Genomic DNA, 14,602 nt, shown 5'->3' on the forward strand with positions numbered 1-14,602 from the left:
TTGTAGGAAGTTGGGGACTATTTTTGTTGATTATGATTTGTGACAATTACAATATTTACTACCAACAAATAACCGATAAATTACATCCTGTACATCCTCAAATCCTGGATATCCTGATTCTGACAAAAATTATCTGCGTTCATCTGCGTTCACCTCTTAATCAATGATCAAAAATAAGCGATAGTAAAAAGTAGGCGATCGTTTAAAATTAGTGTAGTTGTGTGCGATCGCCATTTAGGCATAAGTTGGAATAGCGATCACCGAAAATTACGATTGATGATAATGCTCGTTTAATTTATGATCCTGATCATTATCAAGATGAAGATAGATTTATTTTATTAGGAATCAGTGTTTATTATCGCCTTTTAGTTGTTTGTCATTGTTATCGAGAAAATGATTCAATAATTAGGATTATTTCAGCCAGAAAAGCAAATAAACTAGAACAAAAACAATATCAGGAGTTCCTATGAGAGAAAATTATGATTTTTCTAAATCCGTTAAAAATCCCTATTCTAAACAGTTAAAAGAACAAGTTACAATTGATTTAGAAAAGGATGTTATTCAATACTTTGAAGAAATAGCTCAAGAAACAGGTATTTCTTATTTGAGTTTAATTAATCTTTATCTGCGTGAATGTATGGAAAACAAACGCAAATTATCGTTAATAGAAAGTAACCATTAAATCTGTATTTCCATCTGCGATCGCGAAGCGCGACCTAGTAATCGCAGTTTAAATGAAATCAATCACCTAGAGTGCGCTACCATTTATTTAGTCATTTTTAGGATCAGAATTAATTGTGACTACATCGCTCAACATCAACGAAGCCTTACTCAAAGAGGCGTTGGCACTTGACAATCAGGTGAACATTGATTCTTTAGTAGAAACAGCATTGCGCGAATATATTCAACGTCGTAAGCGGCTCAAAATATTAGACCTCTTTGGGACTATCGAGTATGACGAAAGCTATAACTATAAGCAGCAACGTCATCAAGCATGAGCATTATTGTTGATACTTCTGTTTGGTAACAGGCTTTACGTCGGAGAACACTACCTGATTCTTCCCCAGCAGTCACAATAAAAGCAGAATTTAATCACTGATGACCAAGTTGCCTTGCTAGGCGCGATTCGTCAAGAAATTCTTTCTGGAATCCGCAATTTTGAACAGTTTACCCGTCTGCGAGATTACCTCCGAGCTTTCCCTGATTTAGAACTCATGCCTGAAGACTACGAACTTGCCGCCGAGTTTTTCAATACCTGCCGCAGTAAGGGCATTCAGGGTTCAAATACTGATTTTTTGATTTGTGCAGTTGCTCATCGTCGAAGCTACAGCATCCTCTCCACTGACAATGATTTTCAGAATTTTCTAGTACATATGCCTATTATTTTATTGCCTGTTGAAGTATGAAACCCAACAAGTTTTCGTTTTTTCACTGACCTTATCTGGTGCGATTGAGGCATCTCTCAGGGAGAAATTTCTGTCAAACAAGAATAATTTTCGTGTAGTCTTTTATAAAGAAGCGATAGCTTGTTAGGGCTGTGGAGCATGATCGCATTTAGATCAATCATAATGATATTTACAGGATCAGAACTAAGGTTTCTTATCTGTTCCCTTTTTTGTAAGAATTGGATTTTCTCAACTCAACCAAAAAAAAACGGAGTAAACACCATGCAAGAACAATTAACCGACTATCAACAGGAACTAACAGAACGCATTTCAACTATTGTAGATAAACTAATTCGTGGTAGTAGTTTCTATATAGTGAAATTAGACCAACACGAAATGACCGAAATGTTGATAGAATTATTTGGGAGATTTTCACCAGAAGAAATGAGAGCAATTAAAGAACATGATTTAACCAGAAGAATTGGTAAAATCTTAACATTAGAAGCTGTTGCTGGAACATTAAATGATTTAACACCAGAAGAAATAGCGATTTTTGATGCAGCAGTGGAAGGAAAATAAAACAGTGAATTATTTACTAGATTCAAATATTGTTAGTTATGCGTTAAAGAAAAATACAACTATTAATAATAAATTGAGAAAGTTAAGCTTTCTCGGTTCAGAAATATTTATTAGTTGTATAACTTACTATGAAATTAAACGAGGACTAATATCCATCAATGCTATTAGACAATTAGTAGATTTTCATGAATTTTGCAATGATTATCAGTATTATTTTTAGATGATTTAGAAATTATTGAAAAATCTTGTGAAATTCATGCAAAATTAAAATTTAAAGGTACACCCATTCAAGATGCTGATGTTTTAATAGCAGCGACAGCAATTGTCCGCGATTTAATTCTAGTGTCTAATGATTCTGATTTGTTAAGAATTGAAGGGGTTAATTTAGAAAATTGGTTATGATGATGAAATCATAAATATACAATAACAAGAGATAGCTAAAAGTTTAATATTTACTTTAAAAATGGGCTTTGCTGATTAAGAGTATGATTTTGTTTCACGCAGAGGCGCTCCAGTCACAGAGAGTAAGAGTTTGAAATCATTGATTTTTCAATTTCATACCCTAATTCAGCAACGCCTAAAAATCAAATGGAATCATCCATCTATCTACACGGACAATTCCATTAATCTGTTAAAAGTTAATCACCTCAAACCTTTGTTATACCCTACAAAAGAGTATTATTTACTTCAACCATCATATCTGTTTGGGTCTTTTTTCGGCTTTTTGTCCTTGGGATCTTTTTTAGGCTTTTTAGCTTCTTTATTACCTTTTTTTTCCTTAGACATCAGTGTTACCCAATTAGGTTTACTTGTCAAAGCTCCCACATTCTGCTATTAGTAAATCAGGGCGTAGCTTACCTGATATCCTTTAAAAACAGAAAAGGAAACATTGCATATTTACGCTACTAATAACTATAATACCTTGTTATTTAATTTTCTTATGATTTTGATTAACTATGATACAAAACTTTGTAGATGTCGTGAATTTCCCCACAAGACCTTAAATAGACTATACTTGTGGTTGACAAAAATTTGTTATAAAAACGCCTTTGGATCATAACTAAAAATAGCAAAAAAAAATTACTATGTCAATAGCAATGGCTGAAAAGACCAAAAACCGTTAAATAAATCATAAAAATTCTCAATAATATTGAGAATCACTCTAGATTATTGACAAAAATCTTTTTTTCCAAAATCCTGACTTCAATTACAACAATCTATTTATTTTCTCCGCACACTTCCCGCCTCACAATCGCGCAACCACAGCTTAACACCTTGAGCGATCGCACCATTACTACTATCCCTGGGTGGTGCTAACAGTGGTTTTACTGGATATTCACCAGTTTGAGTAAACATCATCACCACCTGCCAACCGAGTTGAGTTTTCGTCAAAAACAACCAGTGGAACTGTTGTAATTCCATCGCTTTTTTATTGATATATTGTCGTTCTCTCGTAGTAAAGAAAACCTGCTCAACGCCTTCAGATTCATACTTTTGGAAACTATCAATACCAGGATTTAAAGGTAAAGATTGAAACTCAGGCTTACCCGCAGCCAAAATATAAGGATAAATATCAACACTGCGACGGAGAAGACGGGATCTTTGAGTAACGCGGTTAGCATAGCTAGGTAAATCTAACATTAACTCAGTAGTTAAACTTTCCAAACTTTGCTCAGAACAAGAATTACTCAAGTCTGAATTTACAGGTTTGGGAATGAGATTTTTAGAGAAAGCAGGAGATAAAGAGACAAAAGAAATCAAAAAACAGCAAGGACAGAGAATTACCAACTCCCTACAAACTAACCAGCCGTTTTTTATCTTTTGAACCTTGTTATTCATGAGAGCAAATAAATCTACACCATGTAAAAAATATTATGGCATTATTTGGGCGGGCAAGATGCCCACCCCACAAAAATCAAAAAACACCAGCGAAAAATTTCTCTGAAACCCTCTTCTCTTCGTGTCCTTCGCTCCTACCCTATGCCTTCGGCACGCTTCGCGAACGGGAACACCTTCGGTGAACGTGGTTCGTTTCTCTCTTCCTTTGCGCGAAACAAAAACATAGTAACCTAACTTACCTCCTCACAAATCCTTTCCCAAGCCAAAACCGGATCAGGAGCAGCAGTAATAGGTCTTCCAATCACCAAAAAATCAGCCCCGGCTTGAACAGCTTGAGCAGGAGTGAGCGATCGCTTTTGATCACCTTTTTCAGCCCAACTTGGACGCACCCCCGGACAAACCAGTAAAAAGTCCTTTCCGCAACTTTCCCGCAGTTGTGATACCTCTTGGGGAGAACAAACCGCCCCATCTAAACCTGAATTTTGAGCTAAAAGCGCCATCTGTAAAGCAAATTCCGGCAATTCCAGAGGAATTTTTAAATCAAACGCCAAATCTCTCGCCGAAATGCTAGTTAACAAAGTAATAGCGATTAACTTGGGTGGTTGAGTACCTGCTTTTTCTGCTCCTACCTGCACCGCTTCAGCCGCCGCTTTCAGGCAATCAATACCACAAGTTGAGTGGATTGTCAATAAATCTACTCCATAACCAGCAGAAGCACGACAAGCACCAGCGACAGTATTGGGAATATCGTGAAATTTCAAATCTAGAAAAATTCGCTTTTGTCGAGATTTAAGAATTTCCAGAATTTGTGGACCCGTGCTGGTAAACAACTCCAAGCCAACCTTCCAAAAAGTGACTTGGGGAAGTTTATCCACCAGAGCGATCGCACTTGCCAAATCTGGAACATCTAAAGGAACGATAATTTTGTCATTAGTCATTGGTCATTAGTCATTAGTCATTGGTTATTCTTCCCAGTCCCCGATCACTCTACTAAACGGACAAAATTCTTCTTACCCACCTGCAAAACCTTACCGGATAAATCCCCAGGTGCAGCAAAAGTCAGATCCGCATCAGCTACCTTCTCACCATCTAAACGCACACCCCCCTCTTGAATTTTTCGTTTTCCTTCCCCGGTACTTTTACATAAACCAGTAGCGCCGAGAATAAAAGCTAATTTAGCCGGAAATTGAGCAACAGCAGCCAGAGAAAATTCAGGTAATGCCCCTTCCTTGCCACCACTTTTTGCAGCTTCCTTAGCCTCATTAGCAGCTTGTTCCCCATGATACTGCCTGACAATTTCCCAAGCTAAAAACTCCTGGCGATCGCGCGGGTTTTCTGGCAAGCTATCTAAAGGTAAATCTGTCAACAATTCAAAATACTGTGACAGTAAATTATCTGGCACACCTTGCAGTTTTTGATACTTTTGGGAAGGATGTTCCGACAACCCCACATAATTACCTAAAGACTTAGACATCTTTTGTACACCATCTGTACCAATTAAAATTGGTACTAACAGCCCAAACTGAGGATTGAGACCAAAATGACGTTGCAAATCTCGACCCACAGCAATGTTAAATTTTTGATCAGTTCCCCCTAACTCCACATCAGCCTCAACAGCCACAGAATCAAAGCCCTGCATTAAAGGATACAGGAACTCATGGAGGAAAATGGGATTCTCTTTCCTATAACGTTCAGCAAAACCTTCCTTGGCTAACATCTGTCCCACCGTCATCGTAGAAAGCAACTCCAGAATTTTTCCCAAATCGAGACGGGAAAGCCATTCCGAGTTATAACGCACCTCCAACCTGCCGGGTGTGTCAAAATCTAAAATAGGACGCACTTGATCAAGATAAGTTTGGGCATTTTGTGCCACATCAGCCTCAGTCAGTTGACGACGCACATCAGACTTACCCGTTGGATCACCAATCCGAGCCGTAAAATCACCGATAATTAAAACCGCCTTATGACCAGCATCTTGAAAAGCACGCAGTTTTCTTACTGGTATACTATGACCCAAATGAATATCCGCGCCAGTCGGATCAATACCCAACTTGATCCTTAAAGGACGGTCAGCATTGAGTAACCGCTTTTCCAAACTTTCAGTTTCACTATCAGCATCATGGGGTTGAGGAAAAATTTCTGCCACACCACGATGTAGCCAAGAGAAATTTTGCGCCATACTATAAGATTCACTATTAACTACACTTTGCACTTTAGAAATTAGGTTGGTAATGTCCACTGGCAAATTATCCGTTTTCTGTTCTGCCAAACTACTATAATTGCAAAAAATTAACCGCCTTTTTCCATTCCATCAATTACATTTATATTTACTAGTGAGGAAGTGAAACCACCGTGTCTTCTAGGACTTTTGAAAACAAGCACCCCCAAGACCAGGCTTCATCTGGGTTTGAATTTTTTAAAGGAGTAGGTCAGGTAACTGGTGCTACTCTCCTATCTCTGACACTGCTGACAAGCTCCATTGTAGCGGGGGGACTGGTCGGACTGGCCATCAGTTTCCGCAACTTGCCAGATGTGAGACAGTTACGCAGCTTTTCCCCCACAGAAACTACCCACATATATGACATTAAAGGTAAACTATTAGCAAGTGTCCACGGTGAAGCTAACCGCGAAGTTGTACCCCTAGATAGAATTTCCCCCAATCTCAAACGGGCTGTACTAGCCAGTGAAGATGGTCACTTCTACAGTCACCACGGCATTAACCCTGCTGGTGTGGGTCGGGCTGTAGTAGTAAACTTGGTAGCAGGTGGTGTGAAAGAAGGCGGTTCTACCATCACCATGCAGTTGGTAAAAAACCTATTTTTGACTCACAAACGAGCCTTTACTCGCAAGTTAGCAGAAGCAGTGTTAGCCATTCGACTAGAACAAATTCTTGCCAAAGACGAAATTTTAGAAATGTACCTCAATCAAGTATATTGGGGTCATAATAACTACGGTGTACAAACAGCGGCTCGCAGTTACTTTAATAAATCATCAGAATTTTTAACTCTGGGTGAGTCAGCCATGATGGCGGGTTTGATCCAAGCCCCAGAAGAATTTAGCCCTTTTGCGAGTATGAAAAAGGCAAAACAAAAACAAAAAGAAGTGCTGGGGCGGATGCTGGACTTGCAGTGGATCACTCAAAAAGAATATGATGATGCTCTCAAGCAAGAAATTAAACTAGGTAGAATTAGGTCATTTCAAGGTAGCGCCCTACCTTATATCAGCAATACCGTAGCCCAAGAATTAGCGAAAAAATTTGGACGTGATGCACTGCTCAAAGGCGGGATGCGTGTGCAAACCACTGTGGATGCCAAATTCCAAATCATGGCAGAAGACACTGTGAATAAGTGGCATAAAAATTTACTTGGTCAAGGGTTGCGTAAAAACCAAATTGCCTTAGTCGCAATTGACCCCCGCACACATTTTGTTAAGGCATTAGTCGGTGGTGTAGATTCTAAAGCCAGTGAGTTTAACCGCGCTACCCAAGCTCAAAGACAACCAGGGTCTTCTTTTAAACCTTTTGTTTATTATGCTGCCTTTGCTACTGGTAAATATGGACCAGACAGCACAGTGATAGATTCCCCAGTGAGCTACCGAGACGGTAACGGGTGGTATTTTCCCAGAAACTATGATGGTGGTTTTAGCGGCGCAATGTCCATTCGTACTGCTTTATCCCAATCTCGAAATATACCTGTAATTAAGCTTGGTAAAGCTATAGGGATGAATAAAGTAATTGAAACCTGCCGGACTTTAGGCATTATGAGTCCGATGGAACCAGTAACATCCTTACCTTTGGGTGCTATTGGTGTCACTCCCCTAGAAATGGCTAGTGCCTACGCTACTTTTGCTAATTATGGCTGGCAATCGCCGGTAACAGTAATTGCACGAATTACAGATAGCACTGGTAATGTGTTACTCGACAACACACCTAAACCCCAGCGAGTTCTTGATTCTTGGGCATCAGCAGCAATTATCAATGTAATGGAATCTGTAGTTACCAGTGGTACGGGTAAAGGCGCAGCCCTAAACCGACCATCAGCAGGAAAAACGGGAACAACTTCCTCAGAAAAAGATATTTGGTATGTGGGTACAGTACCACAACTCACAACTGCTGTCTGGGTGGGAAGAGATGACAACCAACAATTATCCAGCGGTGCGACAGGTGGGGGTATGGTTGCTCCCATCTGGCGTGATTTTATGGTCAAAGCCCTCAAGGATGTGCCAGTAGAGAAGTTTAAGTCACCTTCTCAGTTTCCTCGTCCTAAGTCAAATTAAAGGAGTCAGGTGACAGGTGACAGGTGACAGAAGGCACGAATAATAGAAATATTCTTCCCAGTCCCCAGTCCCCAGTCCCCAGTCCCTAGTCATACCTGTTTTTCCAACTCAGCTTTCATTCTTTGCAGAGTCATATTCATCTGCTCAAACATTTGTTGTGGTGTGACACCAAACTGATTTAGCTGAGTTTTTAGTTGCTGTACAGTCATTTGCGCCATGAAGTCTTCTGATAGCTCGAAACGCTTCATAAAGATGCGATATCGATCCATCATCGCTTCCATTTGCTCAATAAACAGCTTTTTGCCCTCGCGGTCAAATTTGCCGTAGTTATTGCCAAGCGCAATCAGTGCTTGATAATCTTCAAACAGCTGTTTGGCTTCGTGCTGAACTATCTCAGAATCAAAGAATCCCATTTTGCTTATATTTAACTGAGTGCTTGTACTCAGTAACTTAAAGTTTTGCCTCTAATTCTATTTTAGTCTAGTGAACTAATCTAGAGAACAAGCTTCGCTTGAAGTACGGTTTTTTACCGAAATTTCACTACTTGACTGGGGACTGGGGACTGGAGACTGGGTATTGGGTATTGGGTATTAATCTCCCCTGTTCCCTGTTCCCTGTTCCCTATTCCCTGTTCCCTGACTTAAGGCACAATCAATACAGGACAAGGTGAGAGATTAATCACCCGGTTTGTAACACTATCAGTTGATCCCTCCTCAGTCAGTCCTAACCCGCGACAACCCATAATAATTAAATCTGCCCCGATTTCATCAGCAACATCACAGATAGTAAAAGCAGGTTTACCTTGTCTTTCTATGACTTCAGCGGTGATACCTTGCTGAGAAAATAAGGCTTGGGCATTTTCCAGCAGTTTAGCAACCGCTTCTGGAGACACCATAGGATCGCCAGCAGGTGCTTCTGGGGCTGGTTCTTCCACTACTGACAGCAATACTAGACGACTAGTAAACTGTTGCACAACCTTGGTAACTAGGTCAGCAGCTTCCCGTGCTTCACGACTTTGATCAATTGGAAACAGAACTGTTTTAAACATAAATCACCTCAGCACCCCGCACTCCGGTAAAATCTTGATGGTTATACTTTCAAAACAATAACAAAAAGGTAATCAGGAGGGTTTGGCTGTGTCGAAAAAAAGTTTAGCAAATTTATCTGCGGCGGATGTATCTGGTAAACGTGCTTTGGTGCGGGTTGATTTTAACGTGCCTGTGGATGATCAAGGCAACATTACTGACGATACTCGCATTCGGGCTGCGCTGCCAACAATCAAAGATTTGACGCAGAAGGGAGCTAAGGTCATTCTAGCAAGTCATTTCGGCCGTCCCAAGGGTGTAGATGACAAATTACGTTTAACTCCAGTTGCTAAACGCCTTTCTGAGTTGTTAGGGCAAGAAGTTGTCAAGACTGATGACTGCATTGGTGATGATGTGGCTGCTAAGGTTGCAGCTTTGCAAAATGGCCAAGTGCTGTTACTAGAAAACGTCCGTTTCTACAAAGAAGAAGAAAAGAACGATCCTGAATTTGCTCAAAAATTGGCAGCAAATGCTGATTTTTATGTAAATGATGCTTTCGGTACTGCTCACCGCGCCCATGCTTCTACTGAGGGTGTAACTAAGTTCCTCAAACCTTCTGTGGCTGGTTATTTGGTTGAGAAGGAATTGCAATATTTACAAAGTGCAATTGAAGAACCTAAGCGTCCTTTGGCGGCTATTATCGGCGGTTCTAAGGTTTCTAGCAAAATCGGTGTAATTGAAACTCTGTTAGAAAAGTGCGATAAGCTCATCATTGGCGGTGGGATGATTTTCACCTTCTACAAAGCCCGTGGTTTGAGTGTTGGTAAGTCTTTGGTAGAAGAAGATAAGCTGGAATTAGCGAAGGCTTTAGAAGCTAAGGCGAAAGAACGTGGTGTGGCTTTGTTGCTTCCTACAGATATTGTCTCCGCAGATAAGTTTGCTCCTGATGCAAATGCAACCACTGTCAGCATTGAAAATATCCCTGCTGATGGGATGGGTTTAGATATTGGCCCTGATTCTGTGAAGGTTTTCCAAGAGGCTTTGGCTGATTGTAAAACTGTGATTTGGAATGGGCCTATGGGTGTGTTTGAGTTTGATAAGTTTGCTGCGGGTACTGAAGCGATCGCTCATACTCTAGCAGAAATTGGCAAAACCGGCACAACTACCATTATCGGTGGTGGTGACTCTGTAGCGGCTGTGGAAAAGGTAGGTTTGGCTGATCAAATGAGCCACATTTCTACCGGTGGTGGTGCTAGTTTGGAGTTGTTGGAAGGTAAGGTTTTACCTGGTATTGCAGCTTTAGATGAAGCGTAATTATTAATAGGGGTGAAGGATGAAGAATAAAATCTTTCTTTGTCCTTCATTCCATCAAAGTTTAACTATAGATTTACAGTCCAATCTTCCATTTTTAAATCAGGAACTTTAATAAAATCTTGGTAATTTTGAGTTACTAAAATTGCATCATTAACTAAAGCTATGGCAGCTATTCTTAAATCTTGTGTACCTGTATTGATTTTTTGCTGACGCAGTTTTTTAAAGCACTCACAAGCTGCTTCATTAAAATCTAATAAATTCATCTGACAAAAATAACGTTGGGTTGTTAGTAAATTCTGTTAAGCTCTTGGTAACAATTCTGGTTTAGTAGCAGATTTACTAATAATTGCTAATCTACCTTTCAATTGTTCTTCAAGTGTGACAGTTGTAATAAATATATTGGAAATTCCCGCAGATTTAGCGCGTTGAGCAATATTAGAATTGCCGTGTTGAGAAAGAGTCACAATATTAGTATCAAGAATATATCTGCTCACGCTGCTTAGTTCTCCTCTAAAGAAGATTCATAAGCAGCCATTTCTGCATCTAATTCACGGCGATTTTTAGCCATTTCTTCTACAAAATCATCAAAAAGCGGATCGTCTTTGAAAATACCATTAGATTGAACTAATGGATGAAAATCTTTTAAAATTTCTTCATGGAGACTTATAGCAGCATCAGTTGTCAATGATGCGAAAATATTTTTCTCCATGTTGTTTTTAGCAACATTAATCTGATTAATTTTTTGATCAACAATTCTATCAATCAATGATTCTAAATCTTGTAAAGTCATTTCGGTAATAGATTGATTGTTTAGCATTTTCACTAACCTCCATAAATAGTTTTTTTGGAAAAATCAACTAAACTCTACTTTATTTTAGCATACATCATTACAAAAGCCTAAACCCTCTAGTAGTAATCAAGAATTTATTGAGATTATATACATCATGTTATTGTTAGGTAATATTTTTACTATAATTTCGATCAATAAGTAATTGTCCCTAAGCAATCTTTGATAAAATCAATAATTATTTTAAAATCCTGAAAATCTTCAGCCTGTCTCCTTTCTTCACAAATATATTTAGAAAACTTCCTTTTTTGAAATTCTTGAATTTGGTTTTCTTCTCCATAATCTCCATATTTGGTTTTTGGCAAATAAAATTCTTCTGTGAATAAATGATCAGGAAATAGATTTTCAATACCTTTTTTGACTTTTCGATTTTTTTGTTGGGGGATTTTTCTGATTTTTAATTGTTCATGATTTTCATCAGATTTATCAGTATCACAGTCATAAATTAATAATACTTTTCTAGTTAAGAATTTAGGGTTAGAAAGAAGAACATCTCTAGTATTTTTCAAACCACCATCACCAGTATTTATACTTTTTCCTTTACCTATAGAAATTCCTACCCATTCAATATCAACTTGTGCTAAAATTTCCTTTTCTCCTAATAATTCTAAGGCTGTTTTAATATAAATTGGATCAGTTTCTCCTTCTGTTAAAACTAGAGGTTTAGTACCTTTCTCTACCGTAGCTTTGACTTCATCTTTAACTGCGTTGATTTTTTTACAATAGTCATAAAACATCCCTTGACCATGTTCTGACATTAGAAAACTACAGTAATCTTCCCAAACTTGAACAGACCAATGATCTATTGTTTCTCTAAGATATTGATAGCTAGGATGTTTTTCACCGTAACGTAAACTTAAAAACTCATCAGGATACATAACTTCTGTATGAGCAGGTATATTATAGCGTGCCATTATTCTTAATAAATTGATTCCCTCAGATTCCCGCATTATGAGGCGTGCTATTACATAAGATAAGTGAGCAGGATTAGAGGAGTCAGCAACAATAATAATACAATATCCTCCGGCTAGAGGGTTTGTAAGTCCCTGAAAATAACCTTTTTCAAAGGCATTAATAATACCTTGTGCTTGATTGTCTTCATCAAGATTATCAATCCACCAATCAGGTATTTCACTACCATCATAATCTAATAGATAACCCAACCCACACATAATCCAAAAACTACCAACAATGCTTTGAGGATACTCTTGAAGTAATGATATTGCTCTCATACAGCTACTGATGCCAAGGTTAGGTAGATGCACTGTCATTTTCAAAAGTCCTAGCAAAAATAAAAATGTGATTTTATTCCATTAAACAACAAAATCAAACAAATAATGCGCCATTTCCAACTTAGAACAAGCCGGGATTTCTACCTCTCTTCCTTCTTTATCTAAAAACACCGCTTGATTATTATCACTCCCAAAACCACTCCCTACTTTATCAATAGGATTCGCTACAATTGCATCTAATTTCTTTCTTTGCAATTTCTCTTTTGCAGGAGTAATAATATCCCCGGTTTGTGCTGCAAAACCAATTAAATATTGATGGGGTTGTTTACGATTTCCGATTTCAGCAACTATATCCGGTACTGGTGCAAGGGGTAAGCTTTCGGGAAGCGATCGCTTGGGCAATTTTTCGGTACTATAATCTTTAGGCTTTACGTCTGCAACTGCGGCTGACATGATAATGATATCTGCATTGGGTAAACGCTCTAACATTACCTGCTGCATTTGGTCTGCACTAATTACAGAAATTGCTTCCACTCCCAAAGGTACATCCCAACTCGCTGGACAATGCACTAATGTTACCTGTGCGCCTCTATGCAAAGCTGCCTGTGCTAATGCTAATCCCATTTTACCCGTCGAAGGATTGCCAATAAACCGCACCGGGTCTAAATATTCTCGCGTTCCCCCAGCACTGATTAAAACCCGCTTCCCGCTTAAATCTCGGTTTCCTTGGGTGTGTAATAAAGATTGAATATAAACAAATATTTCTGCGGGTTCTGCCATTCTACCAGCACCAATGCGATCGCACGCCAGCAACCCAGACCCCGTACTCATACCACAAAATCTATTATCTGTCAATACCTGTCGCCAATTTCTTTGCACCGCTACCTGTTCCCACATATCCGTATTCATTGCCGGTGCTAACAATACGGGACAAGTAGAAGCTAAGACACTATTTGTCAGCAAATTATCTGCCATCCCATAAGCTAACTTCGCCAAAGTATTAGCAGTTAAAGGCGCAATGACAATTAAATCAGCCCATTCCCCCAACTCAATATGTAAAGGACGCTCATAATTTGGTTGCCAAAAATGATCATCAGTATAAGCTTGATGACGAGATAAAGTAGCAAAAGTCAAAGGTTTGATAAACTCTTGAGCAGAATTGGTGAGAATAACTCGTACTTCTACCCCAGATTTAAACAAAGTAGAAACCAACTCACAGACTTTATAGGCTGCAATACCACCGCCTATAGCAACGAGAACTTTTTTTGATTGGGGATTTACAGATGATGGCATTTTGTCTGATAGCGTAGCGTGGCGTAAGCCATATCAGGATGTCCAGGATTTAAGGATTTACAGGATTTTTATTTGAGAATTAATCGATTTGCTTAATATCTATCATTTTGATGATGTCCAATAATCTAGCCAAATATGACCGATTATAGCCAAAAGCAACCAATTAATTACTTGATTAATTTCTTATACAGCAGATTGCAGATCAATGATGTACAGAATCTAAATTGAAACCTATACACAAAGCCAGTTTCACTCCTGACTCCTGACTCCTGCTGTATCATCTGTTGCTCATCTGCCTTTATCTGCGTTTATCTGCGTTTAATTAAGATTAGCAGTTGATCATTTACAACTTTATTTGCAATTTGTATTAACTCACCTGAGTGTAGAAAATCGGAAAAATGAATAAAGTGCGTCATATTTATACATTGTGACGCACGCTAAAATACCGTGAGATGTTTATTTCCAAGTGAAAATCTAAAATCTCTATGCTTCGTCGTAGGGTTCTAAATCTAAAAGGTGGATATAAGGCTCAACTAATTCTGGACGCTGAAACGCGATTGCTCGCAGTAGATGCCAATCATTCAAACCCTCAAAAGCATTGCTGTAATTATCTAATTCCAGACGCGTAGCCAAATCTTCTACATCTGTTGCTGTCATGGCAGCAATTTCTTTCTTAGAAATGCTTAGAGTTGTCATAATACTTGCCCCTCCCTTTTGCAGCATTCGCATTCAGCTTAAGGTGGAGTTGCGCTAAAAATCTTCCACCCAATCTATATTACTCATTAGTGGCCATCAAATTTGTAAACATTTTGC

At 38.8% G+C, this 14,602-nt stretch carries 18 protein-coding genes and 1 pseudogene; 8 read left to right on the top strand and 11 right to left on the bottom strand.

The genetic code is table 11. The annotated features are described in order from the left end of the window. Positions 1-272 precede the first annotated feature (272 nt). The 6 genes and pseudogenes from H6G06_RS13395 to H6G06_RS13420 all read left to right on the top strand — a co-directional run bounded on the left by H6G06_RS13395 (position 273) and on the right by H6G06_RS13420 (position 2,366). Entirely contained in the window at positions 273-470 is a 198-nt protein-coding gene (locus H6G06_RS13395) for a BrnT family toxin (RefSeq protein WP_338422941.1), read from the top strand. After that, a complete protein-coding gene (locus tag H6G06_RS13400) occupies positions 467-682 on the top strand; it encodes an antitoxin (RefSeq protein WP_190560820.1) in 216 nt (71 codons plus the stop codon). The genes H6G06_RS13395 and H6G06_RS13400 overlap by 4 nt, the downstream gene beginning before the upstream one ends. Before the next feature lie 115 nt (positions 683-797). Further along, the gene (locus tag H6G06_RS13405) at positions 798-998 is read left to right on the top strand and encodes a type II toxin-antitoxin system VapB family antitoxin (RefSeq protein ID WP_190560822.1); all 201 of its coding nucleotides are present in this window, start codon (positions 798-800) and stop codon (positions 996-998) included. 114 nt (positions 999-1,112) lie between these two features. Further along, the gene (locus tag H6G06_RS13410; protein WP_242039691.1) at positions 1,113-1,406 is read left to right on the top strand and encodes a PIN domain-containing protein; all 294 of its coding nucleotides are present in this window, start codon (positions 1,113-1,115) and stop codon (positions 1,404-1,406) included. A 261-nt stretch (positions 1,407-1,667) separates the two neighbouring features. Beyond that, positions 1,668-1,964 carry a hypothetical protein gene (locus tag H6G06_RS13415; RefSeq protein WP_190560824.1) on the top strand — a complete coding sequence of 99 codons (297 nt, stop codon included), beginning with the start codon at positions 1,668-1,670 and terminating at the stop codon, positions 1,962-1,964. A 4-nt stretch (positions 1,965-1,968) separates the two neighbouring features. After that, positions 1,969-2,366: pseudogene (locus tag H6G06_RS13420) on the top strand (PIN domain-containing protein). A gap of 819 nt (positions 2,367-3,185) precedes the next feature. On the opposite strand, the gene H6G06_RS13425 reads toward H6G06_RS13420, so the two are convergent. The 3 genes from H6G06_RS13425 to tyrS form a co-directional block, all read right to left on the bottom strand. Further along, complete coding sequence (locus tag H6G06_RS13425) at positions 3,186-3,803, bottom strand: hypothetical protein (protein WP_242039692.1); 618 nt, start codon at positions 3,801-3,803, stop codon at positions 3,186-3,188. Between the two features lie 230 nt (positions 3,804-4,033). Then, positions 4,034-4,741, bottom strand: coding sequence for an orotidine-5'-phosphate decarboxylase (pyrF, locus tag H6G06_RS13430; RefSeq protein ID WP_190560826.1), 708 nt, complete (start codon positions 4,739-4,741; stop codon positions 4,034-4,036). Positions 4,742-4,785: 44 nt separating this feature from the next. Next, positions 4,786-5,982 carry a tyrosine--tRNA ligase gene (gene tyrS / locus H6G06_RS13435; protein WP_190560967.1) on the bottom strand — a complete coding sequence of 399 codons (1,197 nt, stop codon included), beginning with the start codon at positions 5,980-5,982 and terminating at the stop codon, positions 4,786-4,788. A 173-nt stretch (positions 5,983-6,155) separates the two neighbouring features. On the opposite strand from tyrS, the gene H6G06_RS13440 reads away from it, so the two are divergent. Next, positions 6,156-8,078 carry a PBP1A family penicillin-binding protein gene (locus H6G06_RS13440; RefSeq protein ID WP_190560828.1) on the top strand — a complete coding sequence of 641 codons (1,923 nt, stop codon included), beginning with the start codon at positions 6,156-6,158 and terminating at the stop codon, positions 8,076-8,078. A gap of 89 nt (positions 8,079-8,167) precedes the next feature. Here H6G06_RS13440 and H6G06_RS13445 read toward each other — a convergent pair whose 3' ends face one another. Both H6G06_RS13445 and H6G06_RS13450 read right to left on the bottom strand, forming a co-directional pair. Continuing rightward, positions 8,168-8,491: a DUF1825 family protein gene (locus tag H6G06_RS13445; protein ID WP_190560830.1), complete on the bottom strand. Its 324-nt coding sequence runs from the start codon at positions 8,489-8,491 to the stop codon at positions 8,168-8,170. A gap of 227 nt (positions 8,492-8,718) precedes the next feature. Next, complete coding sequence (locus H6G06_RS13450) at positions 8,719-9,126, bottom strand: universal stress protein (RefSeq protein WP_190560832.1); 408 nt, start codon at positions 9,124-9,126, stop codon at positions 8,719-8,721. Between the two features lie 88 nt (positions 9,127-9,214). On the opposite strand from H6G06_RS13450, the gene H6G06_RS13455 reads away from it, so the two are divergent. Next, positions 9,215-10,417: a phosphoglycerate kinase gene (locus tag H6G06_RS13455; protein WP_190560834.1), complete on the top strand. Its 1,203-nt coding sequence runs from the start codon at positions 9,215-9,217 to the stop codon at positions 10,415-10,417. Positions 10,418-10,482: 65 nt separating this feature from the next. Here the strand turns inward: H6G06_RS13455 and H6G06_RS27045 are convergent, their stop codons facing one another. The 6 genes from H6G06_RS27045 to isiD all read right to left on the bottom strand — a co-directional run bounded on the left by H6G06_RS27045 (position 10,483) and on the right by isiD (position 14,485). Then, a complete protein-coding gene (locus H6G06_RS27045) occupies positions 10,483-10,680 on the bottom strand; it encodes a type II toxin-antitoxin system VapC family toxin (protein WP_199306689.1) in 198 nt (65 codons plus the stop codon). 36 nt (positions 10,681-10,716) lie between these two features. Continuing rightward, positions 10,717-10,911, bottom strand: coding sequence for a PIN domain-containing protein (locus H6G06_RS27050; RefSeq protein ID WP_199306690.1), 195 nt, complete (start codon positions 10,909-10,911; stop codon positions 10,717-10,719). 5 nt (positions 10,912-10,916) lie between these two features. After that, complete coding sequence (locus H6G06_RS13465; RefSeq protein WP_190560836.1) at positions 10,917-11,234, bottom strand: hypothetical protein; 318 nt, start codon at positions 11,232-11,234, stop codon at positions 10,917-10,919. A 164-nt stretch (positions 11,235-11,398) separates the two neighbouring features. Then, entirely contained in the window at positions 11,399-12,496 is a 1,098-nt protein-coding gene (locus tag H6G06_RS13470) for a hypothetical protein (protein WP_190560838.1), read from the bottom strand. An 81-nt stretch (positions 12,497-12,577) separates the two neighbouring features. Next, complete coding sequence (gene coaBC / locus H6G06_RS13475; protein ID WP_190560840.1) at positions 12,578-13,789, bottom strand: bifunctional phosphopantothenoylcysteine decarboxylase/phosphopantothenate--cysteine ligase CoaBC; 1,212 nt, start codon at positions 13,787-13,789, stop codon at positions 12,578-12,580. A gap of 483 nt (positions 13,790-14,272) precedes the next feature. Next, positions 14,273-14,485 carry a protein IsiD gene (isiD, locus tag H6G06_RS13480; protein WP_190560842.1) on the bottom strand — a complete coding sequence of 71 codons (213 nt, stop codon included), beginning with the start codon at positions 14,483-14,485 and terminating at the stop codon, positions 14,273-14,275. Positions 14,486-14,602 lie beyond the last annotated feature (117 nt).

Source organism: Anabaena sphaerica FACHB-251 (assembly GCF_014696825.1).
Classification (GTDB): domain Bacteria; phylum Cyanobacteriota; class Cyanobacteriia; order Cyanobacteriales; family Nostocaceae; genus RDYJ01.